We start from the raw sequence: 17,748 nt of genomic DNA, 5'->3' as shown, positions 1-17,748 counted from the left end.
CCTCGGACAGGGGTGTTCCGCACCCGGGTCTCGGGGCGGGCCGGGGGCGGGGATCCGCGGAGATCTCAGGCCCCCGGCTCCGCGGCCGATCCCGTGATCAGCGCCTTGACCGTGAGCACCTCCTCGCCCGGGGGCCCGGTCAGGCGGATCACGAGCTCCCAGACCCCTGCCATGGAGAAGAGCCCGCCCTCGGCCAGGAAGCGGCCGGGCTCCGGCTCCCGCGCGACGACCTCCGGCGTGGCGTGTCCCATCTCGGGCATCACGGCCGACAGCACGACGGTGTCCGCGTCGCCCGAGTCCAGCACCACCTCGACCGCGCCCTTCCCGGCCACCGGTTCGCCGATCAGCACGGTCACGGCGTAGCGCGTCCCCGCGACGGTCAGCCGGAGGGGCTCGTCGCCGCCCCGGCCGAGGACGAAGAACGCCGCGGCGGCCACCACCAGGCAGACGGCGGCGACGAGGGCACGCCTCATCGGGTCGCCTCCGGCGCTGTGACGTCGACGGTGAACGGCACGGTGACGATCCGGTCGCCGGTGGCGTACTGCGCCCAGGCGAGGTAGCGCCCCGCGGCGGGGAAGCCGAAGGTGAAGCGGAGCCTGCCGCTCCCGGCCGAGCCCATCTCGTGCACGTGCCCCAGGAAGGCCCCGTCGTGGCTCCGTACGATCAGGTGGCCCGCCATGCCGAGCCAGGGGCGCACGGCGCCCGAGGTCTCGACCTCGATCGTCGCGGGGCGCCCGGCGACGGGAACGGCCGGGTGCAGCCGCGGCGGGCCCGGCCGGCCGGCGGGCCCGGCCGGGGAGGGCTCGGCGGAGGCGGTTGCGGAGGGGGTTTCGGCTGGGGAGGGCTCGGTGGCCGCGGACTCGGCGGGGGAGGTCTTGGCGGGGGAGGGCTCACCGCCGACGGTGAACTCGCCGGTGACGAGCTGCCCGCCGGAGTCCTGACGCTCCAGCTCGGCGTAGGCCAGATGGCGGCCCGGCCGCGCCGCCCGCATCCTGACCTCCAGCCGTCCGGGAGCCGTCCGCAGCGGATGCACGTGGTGGAAGGCCCGCCCGTCCTCGCTGGTGACGACCAGGTGGGCCAGTGCCTCGTGGTGCACGGCCAGGTCGTCCAGCGGCAGGCCGGTGGACCCGTCGACGAGGTCGATCCGCAGGGTGAACTCCTCTCCCGCCACCGGGCGGGCGGGGACCGTCGCCACCCGGCCCTGCGCGAACGGCCGCCCCTGCACCCCGGCCTCGGCCGTGGGGGCGGCACCGTCCGGCGGGCTCGGCGGCAGCCACGGTTCGAGCACCACGACCGCGAAGGCGATCGTCAGCCCCACCGCGGCGCCCCCGGCCAGCAGCATCGCCGGTCTCGGCCGGGACAGCGCCCCGGTGAGCAGACCGCCCACCAGCAGCAGCCCCGCCGTGAACAGCCCCCCGTAGATCAGCGGCTCCCAGACCGACGCGCGCTCCACCAGGACGCGGAACGGCACCACGGCGACCTCGTCCCCGGCGCGCAGCCGGAGCTCGTGGGGGCCGGCGCGCTCCACCCACAGCGGCGTGTACCGGGGCTCCCGCCCCGCGTGCGCCGTACCGGTCACCGTACGGCCGTCGGCGACCGAACGGAGCTCCAGGGCGACGGGCAGGCCGGTGACCGGCTGGTAGGCGACGACGCCGATCCGCAGCTCGCCCGGCACCCGCTCCACCCCCTCGACCACCACGGTGAGCTCGGTGCCGGCGATCGTCTGGGCCACCCGCAGGTCCGCCCCGGCCGCCACCACGTGGGCCTCGGCCGGAACCGGCCGCACCAGCACGAGGACGGCGGCCAGGCAGGCGGCCCACACCGGGAGCAGGCGCACCGCGCGGACCCGTCCCGGGGACGGACGCGCCACACTGGGCGGCGCCGGGAGCGGGCGCACCGCACGGGCCCGCGCCGGGTCCCGCCGCATCACGTCCGGCGGGCTTCGGGCAGGAACAGCACCCCGAGCGCCAGGCCGATCAGCCCGGCCACGGCCGGCGCGCCGGTCCACAGCTCGGGTACGGCGGGCAGCCCACCGCCCGCCGCCGACGCGACCACGATGAACAGCGACCAGGTCACCAGGGCCGACAGCCCGGCGAACGCCCAGTAGGCGGCCCGCCGCTCCGCCGACGGGCGCAGCCACCGGATCAGCAGGTCGCTCGCGACGCCGGCGGCGACGAAGGAGAGCAGGATCGGCAGGTTCTCGAACGCCGTCTGCGCCCCCGGCATCAGCACGCCCACCGTGAACAGGACCGTCACGCTGCCGAAGGGCAGCTGCCACCTGCGGACCAGCAGCAGCACGGGGGCGAGCAGCACGACGTTGGTGATGACGATCGAGGCCGCCAGGTCGCTCGCGCCCCCGCCGTCCGTGCTGGAGAACGCGTCCACGACGTGGGCCGCGCCGTACTGCATGGCGTTGCCGTACGACACGAACAGCGAGACCAGGGTGGTCGCGAACGCCAGGCCGAGCAGCGCGGGCAGCAGCCTGCCGAGCGAGGGGCGCTCGCCCACGTCGGGGGCGCGCCAGGCGGAACGCAGCGGCGTGGTGATGATCAGCGACATCGTCGCGATCAGCCCCAGGTGGGAGGGGCTGAACAGGATGTCGATGTCCGTCTCGATGCCGAGGAACGTGTGCCACATCATGTCGGCGAAGCCGAAGGCGGCGAACGCGGGCACCGCGACGAGGCCCGCGAGGTATCCCATCGGCACGGCCGCCAGCCCCTGCCGGCCGGTCCTGGTGCCGCGCAGCACCTGCCAGATGATCCAGCCGGAGACCGCGGCGAACCCCGAGTAGAACACCGCGTGCCAGGGGGTGAAGAACGTCTCGAGCTCCGCCAGGTTGCTGTGCGCCCAGGCGTCGATCATCAGGCCGATGCCGAACCAGACCCCCAGCAGCGCCGTGACCATGTCCGTCCGGGGGGCCACCCACTCCCGCGGCTCCCCCGAATCCGCCAACAACCGCCGTACGTCCACGCCAACCACAGCCACCGTCGGGCTCCCTTCGTCGGATGGCATTCTGCTCCCCGGGCGGACCCCCGGGAAGCCGGGCAGCCCCCCTCCCGCCGGTGCGGTTAACCGCACCCGGGCGTCGCCGGCCGCGCCTAGGCGTTCAGGTAGCGGAGCACCGCCAGCACCCGGCGGTGGTCGTGCGGGCCGGCCTCCAGCCCGAGCTTGCCGAAGATGTTCGTGCAGTGCTTCTCCACCGTGCGCTCCGCGATGGCCAGCCGCTCGGCGATGGCCAGGTTCGTCCGGCCCTCCGCCATCAGCCGGAGCACGTCCCGCTCGCGCCCGGTGAGCTGGATCAGCGGATCGTCGGGCTGCCGGTGCCGGCTCACCAGCTGCTCGACCACCACGGGATCCAGCGCGGAACCGCCGGAGCCCACCCGGCGGATCGCCGCGGCGAACTCGGCGAGGTCCGACACCCGGTCCTTGAGCAGGTAGCCGACGCCCTCGACACCGCCGCCGAGCAGTTCGACCGCATAGCTCACCCGCACGTACTGCGAGAGCACGAGCACGCCGATCTCCGGGTGGCGCCGGCGCAGGGTGAGCGCCGCCCGCAGCCCCTCGTCGGTATGCGTGGGCGGCAGGCGGATGTCGAGGACGGCGACGTCGGGACGGTCCCCGCCGACCAGCGCCAGCAGCTCCTCGGCGTCGTCCACGGCCGCCGCCACCTGGAATCCCGCCTCGGTCAGCAGCCGGGCCATGCCCTCCCGGAAGAGGGCGGAATCCTCGCAGATCGCTACTCGCACGGCATCGTCACCCGGAGCACCGTTCCCCCTCCCCGCCGGCTGTCGAGCCGGAGACTGCCGCCGTTGGCCTCGGCGCGGTGGGAGAGCCCCCGGAGCCCGGAGCCGCGCGCCGGGTCGGCGCCCCCGCGGCCGTCGTCGCCGATCTCGACCACGAGGCGGCCTTCGCTCCGCGCCAGCCGCACCCACGCGCGGCCCGCCCGCGCGTGCTTCGTCACGTTCGCCAGCGCTTCGTTGACGATGTAGTAGGCCGCGCTCTCGACCGCCGCGGGCAGCGGCTCCACCATGCCGATCACGCACTCGACGGGGACGGGCGTGACGGCGGCGAGCTCCTTCACCGCTCCCGGGAGCCCGCGCTCGGTGAGCACCGGAGGATGGATCCCGTGGCTGACGGCGCGCAGATCGTCGAGCGCCGCCAGCACGGAGGCCTTCGCCTCGCCGATCAGCCCGTCCCTCCTGCCGGAGTGAGCGGTGGCCTCGGCGAGCCCGAGCGTCATCGCCACCGACAGCAGCCTCTGCTGCACGCCGTCGTGCAGGTCGCGCTCGATCCTGCGGCGTTCCGCCTCGCCCCACCGGAGCATCCGGGCCCGCGACGCCGCGAGCTGCCGCAGCCGCGCCTTCAGATCGGCGGTGAGCCGTTCGTTCTCCAGCGCGAGCGAGGCGGCCGCGCACGCCGCCTCGACGAGCAGCGGCTGCTCCAGCAGCGCGGCGTCGTGCAGCAGTACGGCGAGCCGGGCCCCGCCCCGGTCCACCCGGGTCATCACCCGGCCGTCCTCCTTCGGCGGGAGTTCGACGGGGCTGCCCTCGGCGTCGACGTACCGGTCCTGGCCGGCCGTCCAGTAGCCGACGCGCAGCGTGGGGTCGTGCAGCACCGCCGCCAGCTCGCCCTCCAGGTCGCCGGGCTGCTTCCCGCCCCTGAGCCGCACCACGAGGTCCGCCACCCGGCCGCGGTCGATCCCGCGCCGGATCAGGCTGCCCAGGTAGGCGAGCGGAACCGCGATGAACGCTCCGAACATGGCGTAGACGAACAGCGGCTGCGTTCCCCAGCCCCAGCCGGCCGCCACGTGATCGGCCACGAACGCGACCGTGGCGATCAGCGAGGCGGCCGCGACCGGGGTGACCGCGCGCCGCTGGGCGGCGCTCCCCTCACGCCACCGCGCCACGGACAGGCCCACCACCAGGGCGCCCGTGACGACGACCGTCTGCCACCGGACCCCGTCGACGAGGAGAGCGACCGACCCGAGCGGCTCCGGGGGATCGGTGCGGACCGCCACGGACGCCCCCGGGAGCACCACCGACTCGGCGTAGGCGACGCCGACGACGACCCTGGACGGCAGGCCGTCGAGCCGGCCGGTGGGGTAGGCCAGGAACAGGTGGCAGGCCAGGCCCGCCCACAGCCCGCAGGCGCCCAGCCAGACCACGAACGGCGCGGGCGCCCCGTCGCCGATCAGGAGCTGCTGGGGGATCCACGCGATCCCGACGGCGGCCATGAGCGGGCCGACCCGGTTGCGCGGATGGAGCCGCCAGGCCACGATCCCCGTGCCGAGGAACGACGCCCCCACCACGGCCCCGAGCGCCCACAGCGGATCGCGGCGCGCCTCCGGGAGCATCACCAGGAGCAGCCAGACCGCCACCGCCGGAGCGGCGATCGCGGTGGTGCTGATCCACGGTCGGCCGGTCATCCCTCACCCCCGGGGGATTCTACGGTCGATCGCCCCGATCCGGATGGGTATGCGGGCTCCGGAAAGAGCCGGAGACCGCGCCTCCGGTCCCCGGGTACGGCCCGGCCGGGCCGTACCCGCAGGTGACGAAACGGACAAATATGACTTAAAGCCCCCACCAGGGGAAGAGACCGTCATGGTCGGTACCACGTCTTCCGGACCTGCGGGGTCTCCGGACACGCGTAGAGAACATCTCGGGCACGTCGTCTTCATCACCGCGGCGGCGGCGATAGGCGGTTTCCTCTTCGGCTACGACAGCGCGGTGATCAACGGCGCCGTGACCGGCATCCAGCGCCACTTCGAGGTGGGCGCGGTGGTGACCGGCTTCGTGGTGGCGATCGCGCTGCTCGGCTCGGCGGTCGGCGCCTGGATCGCCGGAGGGCTGGCCGACCGCTGGGGGCGCACCCGGACCATGCAGGTCGCCGCGGTCCTGTTCGCGGTCAGCTCGGTCGGCCAGGCCCTGCCGTTCGGGATCTGGGACCTGGCGTTCTGGCGGGTGCTCGCCGGCGCGGGGATCGGGATGGCGTCGGTGCTCGGGCCCGCCTACATCGCGGAGGTCGCGCCGCCCGCCTACCGGGGCAGGCTGGGCTCCTTCCAGCAGCTCGCCATCGTGCTGGGCATCGCGGTCTCCCAGCTCGTCAACTACGCCATCGCGCAGACGGTCGGGGGGGACGTCAACAACGAGCTGCTCGGCATCCAGGCCTGGCAGTGGATGCTCGGCGCCTGCCTGGTGCCGGCCCTGCTCTACCTGCTCTTCGCCTCGGTCATCCCCGAGTCGCCGCGGTTCCTCGTCGCGGCGGGCCGCAGCCCGCAGGCCCGCCAGGTGCTGGCCGAGGTCGAGGCCGAGGGCGTCGATCTGGACGCCCGGGTGGCGGAGATCGAGCAGTCGCTGCGCCTGGAGCACCGGCCCCGCCTGCGCGACCTGCGGGGCCCGGCGTTCGGCCTGCTGCCGATCGTCTGGATCGGCATCACGCTCTCGGTGTTCCAGCAGTTCGTCGGAATCAACGTGATCTTCTACTACTCGTCGGCGCTGTGGCAGTCGGTCGGCATCAACCAGAGCGACTCGCTCCTGATCAGCTTCTCCACCTCGATCATCAACATCGTCGGCACGTTCATCGCCATCGCGCTGGTCGACCGGATCGGCCGCCGGCCGCTGCTGATGATCGGCTCGCTGGGCATGGCGGTCGCCCTCGCCGCGGCCGCGTGGGCGTTCAGCGCGGGCGTGCCGCGGGGCGAGACCGTGACCCTGCCGGAGCTGCAGGGCACCGTGGCCCTGGTCGCCGCGCACGTCTTCGTGCTGTTCTTCGCGCTGTCGTGGGGCGTGGTCGTCTGGGTGCTGCTGGGCGAGATGTTCCCCAACCGGATCAGGGCCGCCGCGCTCTCGGTGGCCGCCGCCGCGCAGTGGGTGGCCAACTGGCTGATCACCGTCTCGTTCCCGTCGCTGGCGGAGTGGAGCCTGGCCGGCGCGTACGTCGGCTACGCGGTCTTCGCCGCGCTCTCCCTGGTCTTCGTGCTGGTCAAGGTGCGGGAGACCAAGGGACGCAGACTGGAGGAGATGGGTTAGGAGGCCGCGGGAGCGGTCAGGTACACGTCCATGCCTCCTGTGAACCCGTCGTTCCCCGCGGACAGGCCTCCCGCGGGCGGATCCGCTGTGAACGGGCCTGCGGCGGACGGATCTCCCGCGGACGGCCCCTCCGCGCGCAGGCCGCCCACGAGAGCCGAACTCGACGCGGCGAGGGACCGGACGATCGGGGACGTGCTCGGCCCCTCGCTGGACGTGCTGTTCTGCGGCATCAACCCGGGGCTCTACTCCGCCGCCACCGGACACCACTTCGCCCGGCCGGGCAACCGCTTCTGGCCGGCGCTGCACCGCTCCGGCCTCACCCCCCGGCTGCTGTCGCCGGCCGAGCAGGACCTGCTCCCGTCCTACGGGCTGGGCATCACCAACGTGGTGGCCCGCGCCACCGCGCAGGCGGCGGAGCTGTCGGCCGAGGAGTTCCGCGAGGGCGGCCGGCGGCTGGCGCGCCTGGTCGCCGAGATCCGGCCGAGGGTGCTGGCGGTGGCGGGGGTGACCGCCTACCGGACGGCGTTCGGACGGCCCAAGGCGGCGGTCGGGCCGCAGGAGGAGCAGGTCGGCGGAACGGCGGTCTGGGTGCTGCCCAACCCCAGCGGCCTGAACGCGCACTGGACGCTGGACCGGATCGCGGGGGAGATGCGGCGGCTCAGGGAGTCCATCGGGCGTGGCCCCTGCGGTGGATGACGCGGAACAGCGTCAGCGCCAGCCAGGCGGCGAACACGAATTTGAGCGCCCCGAACCCGCCGAGGGCCACCCCGGCGACCAGCAGCAGGAACAGCAGGGGAGCGGCCGGCGGACCGCCCCGGCGGGCCATCGGGTGCCGGTCCCGGCCGGTACGGCCGGCCGCGTGGTGCGTCCAGGCCGCCTGGCGGTGCCGGACCGCGCGCCGCCGCGTCTTCCACTCGGCCCGCCGCTCGGCTCTCCACGCGGCCCGCCACGCCTCCCGCTCCGCGAGCCGTGCCGCGGGGCCGGGTCGGGGGCCGTCCCAGGCGCGGGGAACCGCCGGCGCGCCGTACAGGTCGGGGAGGTCCTCCCGGGCTCGGGCCAGATCCTGCCCGGTGCGGGCGGTCAGGGCCAGTTCGAGGCGCTCGTCGAGCTCGGCGTGGGTCAGGCGGCCCTGGGCGTAGTGCTCGCGCAGGGCCTCCATCGCCGTCTCGCGCTCCGCGTCGCCGACGCGGAGGTCCCGGTCGGCGTCCCGGTCGGCGCGGAGGCCGCGTCCGGAGGGGTGTCCGTGGGTCATCGGCGTCACTCCTCGGCCGGGTCGCCGTCGGCGAGGATCTGGTAGAGCCTGCGGCGGGTCTCGACCAGCTGCTGTCTGGCCTGGCGGATCTGGGCCTCGGTCCCGGTCTGCAGGATCTGCATCATGGCGAAGCCCGACTGGCGGGCCAGGTCCAGCAGCTCCCAGGTGCCCTCGTCGACGTCGGGCGTCATCTCCTCCCAGGGCGCCCGTACCTCGTCGGCGTGCTCGGCGATGTAGGCCAGCCCCGCCTCGGTGAGCCGGAAGGTCTTGCGGCCGTCGTTCTCCTCGGACAGGACCAGGCCCTCGTCGGTGAGCTGCTGGAGCGCCGGGTAGACCGCTCCCGGGCTGGGCTTCCAGCCGCCCTGGCTGCGCTGGGCGATCTCCTGGATGATCTGGTAGCCGTTGCGGGGCTCCTCGGAGAGCAGTGCGAGGATCGCGGCGCGGACGTCGCCCCGCTTGGCCTTGCGCCCGCGGCCGAACGGCGGGCGCCCGCCGAACGGGCCGCCGCGCCCCGGACCGCCCATGGGCCCCCGGCTCCAGTCCCAGGGGAACCCTCCGCCGCCGAAAGGACCACCGCCGAACGGGCCGCCGCCGCGGCCGCCGCCCCGGTGGCCGCGGCGGCGCTGCTCGTGCGGCCCGCCCTCGTAGGGGCCGGTCGGGCCGCGGTGGCCGCGTCCGGCTCCGGGCTCGTGCCGGCTCTCGGCCAGGGCGCGCCAGGCCTCCCGGGCGGCGCGCTTCATCTCACGGCGGATCTCCCGGGGATCGGCCCCCGGCCACCCGCCCATCGCGTGTGCGGACGTCATGTCTTCCTCCTCTTTCAGCGATCGTCTTGCGACCGCTCTAGACTCTTCAAAGATATATCGAGAACATTCTTGCGGCAACCCCGAATCTCCGCAGATCCGTCCTCGATTGACGGTCGCGCAGAGGGACACCCTGGTTACTCAACGAAAAAGTGAGATAGATCACGAGATTCTCGCCGGATTTCGGAACAAGCACCGAGACCTAGGCGTTACAAATGACATAGACGGGATTCGTTCCGTGCCGGAAGGGCTGGGGGGTGCTTTCGGTGCGGAACGGTCCCGTCTGCCGTTTCCGCACTTCTCCGCCTTCCGTCGCACCCGTGCCCGCGCCTTCCGGGCGTGCTCTCCGGACCGCTTCCCCGGCGTGATCCCTCCGGCGACAATGGAGCCGTCCGCCGTTCCGGGCGGCCATGCCGTACGCTCACCAGGTGTGATCTTGATGGTGGTGGTCAAGCGATGATGGGGCACACGCACGCGCTGACGGGGGCGATCGCCTGGCTGGGCGTCGCGCCGCCGCTGGCCGCGCTGCCGCTGCTCACCGAGTCCTCCCGGTTCGTCGAGACCGGCGTCATGGTGAACGCGCTGACCCCGGCCGAGTTCGTCGCGGGGGCGCTGGTCTGCGCCGGGGCCGCGATGCTGCCGGACCTGGACCACCCCAGCGCGACGATCGCGCAGACCTTCGGCCCGGTGACCTGGGCGCTGAGCAAGGGCGTCAACTGGCTGGCCGGCGGCCACCGCAACGCCACCCACTCGCTGCTGTTCGCGGCCGCGGCCGGATTCGGCGCCCACTACCTGGCCAACACCCATCCGATCGGCCGCGACGTCCTGGTCGTGCTCCTGATCGGCCTGGCCCTGCGCGCCATCGGGATCGGGGTGCCGGGCAAGAAGGTCGCCTCGGCGATGGTGAACGTCGCGCTGACGGCCGGGCTGTTCCTGGTGTTCCGCTCGGACGGCGTGGGGTACGCCTGGCTCGGGGTGTCGGTCGCGATCGGCTGCCTGGTGCACGTGGTGGGGGACTGCTGCACGGAGAAGGGCTGCCCGGTGCTGTGGCCGATGAAGCAGCGCTGGCTGCTGCCGTGGAAGATCGGCATCAAGACGGGCCGCGCCTTCGAGCAGAAGTTCCTCGCCCCGGTGCTCTCCGTCGTCGTCCTGGGACTCGTCTACTGGCGCTTCCTCCTGGTGTGATCATACTGGCGGGTAACTTGATGTCGAGATATCTCTGGGGATATCTTGATGTCGAGACATCCGCTGCAACCCATCGGTGACATGCGGGTTAGGCATACCTAACCGACAGGAGCACTCGCGCGGTGCGGCAGGATTCAGTTGCGCCTTTTAGCTACGGGGCGCCAGACGACCCAGACGACCTGGTGATGAGGGAGGCGAATCGTGTCCGCGAACAGCTTCGGCAGCCGTGACACGCTCCGCGTCGGTGACGCGGCATACGAGATCTACCGGCTGGACGCCGTCGAGGGGTCGGCGCGCCTCCCGTACAGCCTGAAGATCCTGATGGAGAACCTGCTCCGCACCGAGGACGGCGCCAACATCACGGCCGACCACATCCGTGCGCTGGGCCAGTGGGACCCGTCCGCCGCCCCGAGCGTGGAGATCCAGTTCACCCCGGCCCGTGTGATCATGCAGGACTTCACCGGCGTGCCCTGCGTCGTGGACCTGGCGACCATGCGCGAGGCCGTCCGCGACCTCGGCGGCGACCCGGCCCGGATCAACCCGCTGGCCCCGGCCGAGATGGTCATCGACCACTCGGTCATCGTCGACTTCTTCGGCGGGCCGGACTCGTTCCAGCGCAACGTCGAGCGGGAGTACGAGCGCAACCGCGAGCGCTACCAGTTCCTGCGCTGGGGCCAGACGGCGTTCGACGAGTTCAAGGTCGTCCCGCCCGGCACCGGCATCGTGCACCAGGTGAACATCGAGCACCTGGCCCGCGTCGTGATGATCCGCGACGGCAAGGCCTACCCGGACACCTGCGTCGGCACCGACTCCCACACCACGATGGAGAACGGCATCGGCGTCCTGGGCTGGGGCGTCGGCGGCATCGAGGCCGAGGCCGCAATGCTCGGCCAGCCGATCTCCATGCTGATCCCGCGCGTGGTCGGCTTCAAGCTGACCGGCAAGCTCCCGGCCGGCGCCACCGCCACCGACCTGGTGCTCACCATCACCGAGATGCTGCGCAAGCACGGCGTCGTCGGCAAGTTCGTCGAGTTCTACGGCGAGGGCGTCTCCAGCGTCCCGCTGGCCAACCGCGCCACCATCGGCAACATGAGCCCCGAGTTCGGCTCCACCTGCGCGATCTTCCCGATCGACGGCGAGACGGTCAACTACCTGCGTCTCACCGGCCGCTCCGAGGAGCAGGTCGCGCTGGTCGAGGCCTACGCCAAGACCCAGGGCCTCTGGCTCGACCCGTCGGCGCCCGAGCCCGTCTTCTCCGAGTACATCGAGCTGGACCTGGCCACCGTCGTGCCGTCGATCGCCGGCCCGAAGCGCCCGCAGGACCGCATCGCGCTCTCGACGGCCAAGGAGACCTGGCGGCGCGACGTGCGCAACTACGTCACGGACTTCGAGGGCGACGGCGTGGACGAGGCGAGCGAGGAGAGCTTCCCGGCCTCCGACGCCCCGGCCTCCAACGCCCGTGCGAACGGCCTGCGCCCGCACAAGCCGGTCCCGGTCACGCTGGCCGACGGCACGGGCTTCGAGATCGACCACGGCGTGGTGACCATCGCGGCCATCACCAGCTGCACCAACACCTCCAACCCGTACGTCATGATGGGCGCGGCGCTGCTGGCCAAGAAGGCGGTCGAGAAGGGCCTGACCCGCAAGCCGTGGGTCAAGACCTCCCTGGCCCCCGGCTCGCAGGTCGTCACCGGCTACTTCGAGCGCTCCGGGCTGCAGCCGTACCTCGACAAGATCGGCTTCAACCTGGTCGGCTACGGCTGCACCACCTGCATCGGCAACTCCGGCCCGCTGGACGAGGAGATCTCGGCCGCGATCCAGGAGAACGACCTCGCGGTCACCGCGGTGCTGTCCGGCAACCGCAACTTCGAGGGCCGGATCAACCCCGACGTCAAGATGAACTACCTGGCCTCGCCGCCGCTGGTCGTCGCCTACGCCCTGGCGGGGACGATGGACATCGACCTGAACGCCGAGCCGCTGGGCACCGGCGCCGACGGCGAGCCGGTCTTCCTCGCCGACATCTGGCCGTCGCCGGAGGAGGTCTCCGAGGTCGTCAGCTCCTCGATCGACCAGGAGATGTTCCTGCGGGACTACGCCGACGTGTTCAAGGGCGACGAGACCTGGCAGTCGCTGCCGATCCCGACCGGCGACACCTTCGAGTGGGACCCGGCCTCGACCTACGTGCGCAAGGCCCCCTACTTCGACGGCATGCCCGCCCAGCCGGAGCCCGTCACCGACATCTCCGGCGCCCGGGTGCTCGCCAAGCTCGGCGACTCGGTCACCACCGACCACATCTCCCCGGCCGGCTCCATCAAGCCCGGCACCCCCGCCGCGGAGTACCTGCGGGCCAACGGCGTCGAGGTCAGGGACTTCAACTCCTACGGCTCCCGGCGCGGCAACCACGAGGTGATGATCCGCGGCACCTTCGCCAACATCCGGCTGAAGAACCTGCTGCTCGACGGGGTCGAGGGCGGCTACACCCGCGACTTCACCGTCGAGGGCGCCCCGCAGAGCTTCATCTACGACGCCTCCGCCAACTACCAGGCCGCGGGCATCCCGCTCGTCGTCCTGGCCGGCAAGGAGTACGGCTCCGGCTCCTCGCGCGACTGGGCGGCCAAGGGCACCGCGCTGCTCGGCGTCCGCGCCGTCATCGCCGAGTCCTACGAGCGCATCCACCGCTCCAACCTGATCGGCATGGGCGTGCTGCCGCTGCAGTTCCCCGAGGGCGAGACGGCCGACTCCCTCGGCCTGACCGGCCAGGAGACCTTCGACATCGTCGGGGTCGAGGAGCTGAACTCCGGCGGCGTGCCGCGCACGGTGACCGTGCGGGCGGACGGCAAGGAGTTCCAGGCGGTCGTGCGCATCGACACGCCGGGCGAGGCCGACTACTACCGCCACGGCGGCATCATGCAGTACGTCCTGCGCTCCCTGCTCGCCAAGGGCTGACGCTTCCGCCCGCCCGTCCGCCACGAGCGGGCGGGCGGGCGGAGAGCCTCACCGCGCGCCGAGAGCCTCGTCGTGCGCGGTGGGGCGGGCGCGACCTCCGCGCCCGATTCGGGGGACCACCCGATCCACAGGGCCGCCCCGCGGGACACACCAGCCCGCCGGGCGGCCCTTCCGGTCGGCGGCCCAGCGCGCTCATGCGTTCTCCGGTGTCCCGTGGTCGCCGGCCGACCCCCTGCCCCTGCATAACCGAGACGGGATACGGGCTCAAGACAGCGGGCCGTATGCGGTCGCCGTGACGTTCCGGGCGGGGCGGGCCTCCCGGGGCGGGGCGGTTGCCCGGTGGGGCTACGGTCTCACCGTGGAAGACGAGCTTTTCGTACTTGTCCTTGCCGGCTTGTCGGTTTTCGTGGGGGCGGTCGTCCAGGGGGCGGTCGGATTCGGGCTGGGGCTGGTCGCGGCGCCGGTGATCGCGATGCTGGAGCCCTCCGCGATGCCCGGGGCGATCCAGGTCGTCAACGTCACGCTGCCGCTGTTCACGATCCTGGGGGAGTGGCGCGGGGTCGACTGGCGAGGGCTCGGGTTCGCGGTGCTGGGCAGGGTGCCGGGCAGCCTCCTGGGCGGCCTGGTGGTCGTCTACGTATCCACCCGCATGCTGGGCGTGCTGGTCGGCGTGATGGTGCTGCTCGCGGTGGCCCTCACGGCGTGGGCGGCGGCGGTGCCGCGCAACCGGGCGACGATCACGGGTGCGGGCTTCGTCTCGGGGATCACGGGCACCGCCACCGGGATCGGCGGCCCGCCGATGGCCCTGGTCTACTCCGGGGCCAAGGGCCCGCAGATCCGCGCGACCCTCGCAGTGTTCTTCCTGCTCAGTGCCGCCCAGTCCCTGGTGGTCCTCGCCGCGCTGGACAGGCTCCCGGCGCGGTCGCTGGTCTTCGGGGCGACGCTGCTCCCGTTCCTGGTGGCGGGCTTCCTGGCGTCGGGACCCCTGCGCCGCTATCTGGACGGCGGGCGCATCAGGACCGGGATCCTCTGCGTGGCCGCGCTCTCCGCGCTGACCCTGATCCTGCACGGCAACCTGGGTTAATCCCACGTTTCTGGATTGTTACCGGCCACAACAAACTTTACCCGGACAAGGTCTGGTGTTCCAGGCCACACCGGAATACGTTGCCGCAAACAACATTCAACGGCACGGTGATCCGCGACCCGGAGAGCCGTGCCGGTGAGCTCGGCATGCCGCACTTCCCGACCCCCCATCTCTCGAAGTTCTCGAAGAAAGGACCCGTGCACCATGCGCAAGGGGATCCTCAGCCTGTCCGCCGCCGCCGCGGCGATGACCCTCGGTCTCACCGCCTGCGGGGGCGAGGGCGGCGACACCACCGCTCAGAGCAGCACCGCTCCCTCCGGCGCCGCAAGCCAGCCGGCCGCCGCCGGGAAGGTCGGCGTCATCCTGCCGGACAGCAAGTCCTCGGCCCGCTGGGAGACCGCGGACCGCAAGTACCTGGAGGAGGCGTTCAAGGCCGCGGGCGTCGCCTACGACATCCAGAACGCCCAGGGTGACAAGAACCAGTTCCAGACCATCGCCGACCAGATGATCACTAACGGCGCCACCGTCCTGATGATCGTCAACCTGGACAGCGGCACCGGCAAGGCCGTGCTGGACAAGGCCAAGGCCCAGGGCGTGGCCACGATCGACTACGACCGCCTGACCCTGAACGGCGGCGCGTCGTACTACGTCAGCTTCGACAACACCAAGGTCGGCACCCTGCAGGGTGAGGGCCTGGTCAAGTGCCTCGCCGACAAGAAGGCCGAGAAGCCGATCGTCGCCGAGCTCAACGGCTCGCCGACCGACAACAACGCCACGCTGTTCAAGAACGGCTACGACGGCGTGCTCAAGCCGAAGTACGACTCGGGCGAGTACGTCAAGGGCCCGGACCAGTCGGTTCCGGACTGGGACAACGCCCAGGCCGGCACGATCTTCGAGCAGATGCTGACCGAGCAGCCGAAGATCGCGGGTGTGCTCGCCGCGAACGACGGCCTCGGCAACGCCGCGATCACCGTGCTGAAGAAGAACAAGCTCAACGGCAAGGTCCCGGTCACCGGCCAGGACGCCACCGTTCAGGGCCTGCAGAACATCCTCGCCGGCGACCAGTGCATGACGGTCTACAAGGCGATCAAGAAGGAGGCGGACGCGGCGGCGGAGCTCGCGATCGGCCTGGCCAAGGGCGAGAAGCCGGCGGCGACCGGCACGGTCAAGGACACCGAGAGCGGCGCCGACGTGCCCGCCGTCCTGCTCGACCCGCAGGCGATCTTCTTCGAGAACGTCAAGGACGTCGTGGCCGACGGCTTCGTCACCAAGGAAGAGCTGTGCACCGGCGAGTTCGCCGACAAGTGCACCGAGGCCGGAATCCAGTAACGCGCCGAGGGAGCGGCCGGCCGGCCCCGAGGGGCCGGCCGGCCGCCCCCCGCATCCGAGGAGCACCGTATGACCCCCGTACTGGAACTCCGCGGGATCGACAAGAGCTTCGGTCCCGTACAGGTCCTGCACGACGTCGCCTTCTCCGTCTACCCCGGGGAGGTGACGGCGCTCGTCGGCGACAACGGCGCCGGCAAGTCCACGCTCGTCAAGTGCGTCGGCGGCATCCACCCCATCGACTCCGGCGAGTACCTCTTCGAGGGCAAGCCCGTCCAGGTCGGCTCCCCGCGCGACGCCGCAGGCCTGGGCATCGAGATCGTCTACCAGGATCTCGCCCTCTGCGACAACCTGGACATCGTCCAGAACATGTTCCTCGGCCGCGAGCACAAGCGCGGCATCGTCCTCGACGAGGACACCATGGAGGAGATGGCGGCCAGGACCCTGGAGAGCCTCTCGGTCCGGACCGTCAAGTCCATCCGGCAGCACGTCTCCAGCCTCTCCGGCGGCCAGCGGCAGACCGTCGCCATCGCCAAGGCGGTGCTCTGGAACAGCAAGGTCGTCATCCTCGACGAGCCCACCGCCGCGCTCGGCGTCGCCCAGACCGCGCAGGTGCTGGAACTGGTCCGCCGCCTCGCCGACCAAGGCCTGGCCGTCGTGCTCATCTCGCACAACATGAACGACGTGTTCGCGGTGTCCGACCGGATCGCCGCGCTCTACCTCGGCCGGATGGCGGCTCAGGTGAAGACCTCCGACGTCACCCACGCGCAGGTCGTCGAACTGATCACCTCTGGCCGGAGCGGGGACCTCGGCCTCACCAACGGAGTTCCGGCATGACCACCACCCTCAAGCCCGCCCCGGTCGAGGGGCCCTCGATCGCCGCCAACGCCCGCGGCTACGTCGAACGGGTCCGCGGGGGCGACATGGGCGCGCTGCCCGCCGTGTTCGGGCTGGTCGTGCTCTGCGCGGTCTTCTCGATCCTGCGGCCCTCGTTCCTCACCTCGGGCAACTTCGCCAACCTGTTCACCCAGGGCGCCGCGGTCACCGTGATCGCCATGGGCCTGGTGTTCGTGCTGCTCCTCGGCGAGATCGACCTGTCGGCGGGCTTCGCCAGCGGTGTCTGCGCCGCGGTGCTCGCGATCCTGCTCACCGAGCAGGGGATGCCCTGGTACGTCGCCGTGGCCGCGGCGATCCTCACCGGAGCGGTGATCGGCAGCGTCATCGGCACGCTGGTGGCCAAGCTCGGCATCCCGTCCTTCGTGGTGACGCTCGCCGCCTTCCTCGGCTTCCAGGGCCTGGTGCTGCTGCTGGTCAAGGGCGGCACCAACATCTCCATCCGGGACGAGACGATCCTGGCGATCTCCAACAAGTACCTGCCGCCCGTGCTGGGCTGGGTGCTGCTGGTCGTCGGCGTCGCGGCGTACGCGGGACTGCAGCTGCTGCGCGCCCGCAAGCGGGCCGGGCGGGGCCTGACCGCCGACCCGGTCTCGCTGATCGCGGTCCGGGTCGGGGCGCTGGCCGTCCTCGGCGGTCTGGCCGTCTACTTCCTCAACCTGGAGCGGAGCCGCAACGCCGCGGTCGTCTCGCTCAAGGGCGTGCCGATCGTCGTCCCGATCATCATCGTGCTCCTGCTGGTCCTCACGTTCGTGCTGCGCCGCACCTCCTTCGGCCGGCACCTGTACGCGGTCGGCGGCAGCGCCGAGGCCGCGCGCCGGGCGGGCATCAACGTGGACCGGATGAAGATCAGCGCGTTCATGATCTGCTCCACCCTGGCGGCGCTCGGCGGCGTCATCGCGGCCTCCCGGGCCAGCTCGGTCGACCCCAACACCGGCGGCAGCAACGTGCTGCTGTACGCCGTGGGCGCGGCCGTCATCGGCGGGACCAGCCTGTTCGGCGGCAAGGGCCGGGTGCTGGACGCCATCCTGGGCGGCGCCGTGGTCGCGGTCATCGAGAACGGCATGGGCCTGATGGGCTACAGCTCCGGTGTGAAGTACATCGTCACCGGCTCGGTGCTGCTCCTGGCGGCGAGCGTGGACGCGTTCTCCCGTAAGCGCGCGGCGGCCACCGGAATGAGGTGACCGGCGCCGGTCTAAGGTGATCGATGCTCCTGACCCCCCGAAGGAACAC

The 17,748-nt window shown here is 72.1% G+C and carries 15 protein-coding genes; 8 read left to right on the top strand and 7 right to left on the bottom strand.

Going from position 1 to position 17,748, the window contains the following annotated elements; translation table 11 throughout:
• Positions 1–65: 65 nt before the first annotated feature.
• The 5 genes from IEZ07_RS25090 to IEZ07_RS25070 form a co-directional block, all read right to left on the bottom strand.
• Positions 66–473, bottom strand: coding sequence for a hypothetical protein (locus IEZ07_RS25090; RefSeq protein WP_191896990.1), 408 nt, complete (start codon positions 471–473; stop codon positions 66–68).
• On the bottom strand, positions 470–1,837 hold the full coding sequence (locus tag IEZ07_RS25085) for a DUF8832 domain-containing protein (RefSeq protein WP_191896989.1): 1,368 nt from the start codon (positions 1,835–1,837) through the stop codon (positions 470–472). Before IEZ07_RS25085 ends, IEZ07_RS25090 begins: the two co-directional genes overlap by 4 nt.
• An 89-nt stretch (positions 1,838–1,926) precedes the next feature.
• Positions 1,927–2,985 carry a hypothetical protein gene (locus IEZ07_RS25080; protein WP_239320429.1) on the bottom strand — a complete coding sequence of 353 codons (1,059 nt, stop codon included), beginning with the start codon at positions 2,983–2,985 and terminating at the stop codon, positions 1,927–1,929.
• A gap of 113 nt (positions 2,986–3,098) precedes the next feature.
• On the bottom strand, positions 3,099–3,746 hold the full coding sequence (locus IEZ07_RS25075; RefSeq protein ID WP_068896016.1) for a response regulator transcription factor: 648 nt from the start codon (positions 3,744–3,746) through the stop codon (positions 3,099–3,101).
• Positions 3,737–5,425 carry a sensor histidine kinase gene (locus IEZ07_RS25070; RefSeq protein ID WP_191896988.1) on the bottom strand — a complete coding sequence of 563 codons (1,689 nt, stop codon included), beginning with the start codon at positions 5,423–5,425 and terminating at the stop codon, positions 3,737–3,739. Before IEZ07_RS25070 ends, IEZ07_RS25075 begins: the two co-directional genes overlap by 10 nt.
• Positions 5,426–5,600: 175 nt before the next feature.
• On the opposite strand from IEZ07_RS25070, the gene IEZ07_RS25065 reads away from it, so the two are divergent.
• Positions 5,601–7,028: a sugar porter family MFS transporter gene (locus tag IEZ07_RS25065; protein ID WP_191896987.1), complete on the top strand. Its 1,428-nt coding sequence runs from the start codon at positions 5,601–5,603 to the stop codon at positions 7,026–7,028.
• Positions 7,029–7,115: 87 nt separating this feature from the next.
• A complete protein-coding gene (gene mug, locus IEZ07_RS25060) occupies positions 7,116–7,724 on the top strand; it encodes a G/U mismatch-specific DNA glycosylase (RefSeq protein WP_301549348.1) in 609 nt (202 codons plus the stop codon).
• Here the strand turns inward: mug and IEZ07_RS35950 are convergent.
• Positions 7,687–8,280 (bottom strand): DUF1707 SHOCT-like domain-containing protein, encoded by a 594-nt coding sequence (locus tag IEZ07_RS35950; protein WP_204054540.1) that lies wholly within the window; start codon positions 8,278–8,280, stop codon positions 7,687–7,689. The two genes, mug and IEZ07_RS35950, sit on opposite strands and share 38 nt — an antisense overlap.
• Before the next feature lie 5 nt (positions 8,281–8,285).
• On the bottom strand, positions 8,286–9,083 hold the full coding sequence (locus IEZ07_RS25050) for a PadR family transcriptional regulator (protein WP_191896985.1): 798 nt from the start codon (positions 9,081–9,083) through the stop codon (positions 8,286–8,288).
• Between the two features lie 453 nt (positions 9,084–9,536).
• Here IEZ07_RS25050 and IEZ07_RS25045 point away from each other — a divergent pair, with 453 nt between their 5' ends.
• The 6 genes from IEZ07_RS25045 to IEZ07_RS25020 all read left to right on the top strand — a co-directional run bounded on the left by IEZ07_RS25045 (position 9,537) and on the right by IEZ07_RS25020 (position 17,699).
• Complete coding sequence (locus IEZ07_RS25045) at positions 9,537–10,265, top strand: metal-dependent hydrolase (protein ID WP_191896984.1); 729 nt, start codon at positions 9,537–9,539, stop codon at positions 10,263–10,265.
• Positions 10,266–10,466: 201 nt separating this feature from the next.
• Entirely contained in the window at positions 10,467–13,211 is a 2,745-nt protein-coding gene (gene acnA, locus IEZ07_RS25040) for an aconitate hydratase AcnA (protein ID WP_191896983.1), read from the top strand.
• Between the two features lie 394 nt (positions 13,212–13,605).
• Positions 13,606–14,295, top strand: coding sequence for a sulfite exporter TauE/SafE family protein (locus IEZ07_RS25035; protein WP_239320420.1), 690 nt, complete (start codon positions 13,606–13,608; stop codon positions 14,293–14,295).
• A gap of 204 nt (positions 14,296–14,499) precedes the next feature.
• Positions 14,500–15,624: a sugar ABC transporter substrate-binding protein gene (locus IEZ07_RS25030; RefSeq protein WP_068895997.1), complete on the top strand. Its 1,125-nt coding sequence runs from the start codon at positions 14,500–14,502 to the stop codon at positions 15,622–15,624.
• 69 nt (positions 15,625–15,693) lie between these two features.
• Positions 15,694–16,458 (top strand): ATP-binding cassette domain-containing protein, encoded by a 765-nt coding sequence (locus IEZ07_RS25025; protein ID WP_068895995.1) that lies wholly within the window; start codon positions 15,694–15,696, stop codon positions 16,456–16,458.
• Positions 16,455–17,699, top strand: coding sequence for a sugar ABC transporter permease (locus IEZ07_RS25020; protein WP_191896981.1), 1,245 nt, complete (start codon positions 16,455–16,457; stop codon positions 17,697–17,699). Before IEZ07_RS25025 ends, IEZ07_RS25020 begins: the two co-directional genes overlap by 4 nt.
• Positions 17,700–17,748 lie beyond the last annotated feature (49 nt).

It is taken from the genome of Planomonospora parontospora, assembly GCA_014647935.1.
GTDB lineage: Bacteria > Actinomycetota > Actinomycetes > Streptosporangiales > Streptosporangiaceae > Planomonospora > Planomonospora parontospora.
The sequence above is the reverse complement of the archived record's forward strand: the minus strand, read 5'-3'. Positions and strand labels throughout refer to the sequence as shown.

Excerpts from the sequence above, each read along its gene's own strand:
- IEZ07_RS25025 (WP_068895995.1), top strand. The coding sequence starts at position 15,694 with ATGACCCCCGTACTGGAACTCCGCGGGATCGACAAGAGCTTCGGTCCC.
- IEZ07_RS25030 (WP_068895997.1), top strand. The coding sequence starts at position 14,500 with ATGCGCAAGGGGATCCTCAGCCTGTCCGCCGCCGCCGCGGCGATGACC.
- IEZ07_RS25090 (WP_191896990.1), bottom strand. The coding sequence starts at position 473 with ATGAGGCGTGCCCTCGTCGCCGCCGTCTGCCTGGTGGTGGCCGCCGCG.
- IEZ07_RS25045 (WP_191896984.1), top strand. The coding sequence starts at position 9,537 with ATGATGGGGCACACGCACGCGCTGACGGGGGCGATCGCCTGGCTGGGC.
- IEZ07_RS25020 (WP_191896981.1), top strand. The coding sequence starts at position 16,455 with ATGACCACCACCCTCAAGCCCGCCCCGGTCGAGGGGCCCTCGATCGCC.
- IEZ07_RS25050 (WP_191896985.1), bottom strand. The coding sequence starts at position 9,083 with ATGACGTCCGCACACGCGATGGGCGGGTGGCCGGGGGCCGATCCCCGG.
- IEZ07_RS35950 (WP_204054540.1), bottom strand. The coding sequence starts at position 8,280 with ATGACCCACGGACACCCCTCCGGACGCGGCCTCCGCGCCGACCGGGAC.
- IEZ07_RS25065 (WP_191896987.1), top strand. The coding sequence starts at position 5,601 with ATGGTCGGTACCACGTCTTCCGGACCTGCGGGGTCTCCGGACACGCGT.
- IEZ07_RS25070 (WP_191896988.1), bottom strand. The coding sequence starts at position 5,425 with ATGACCGGCCGACCGTGGATCAGCACCACCGCGATCGCCGCTCCGGCG.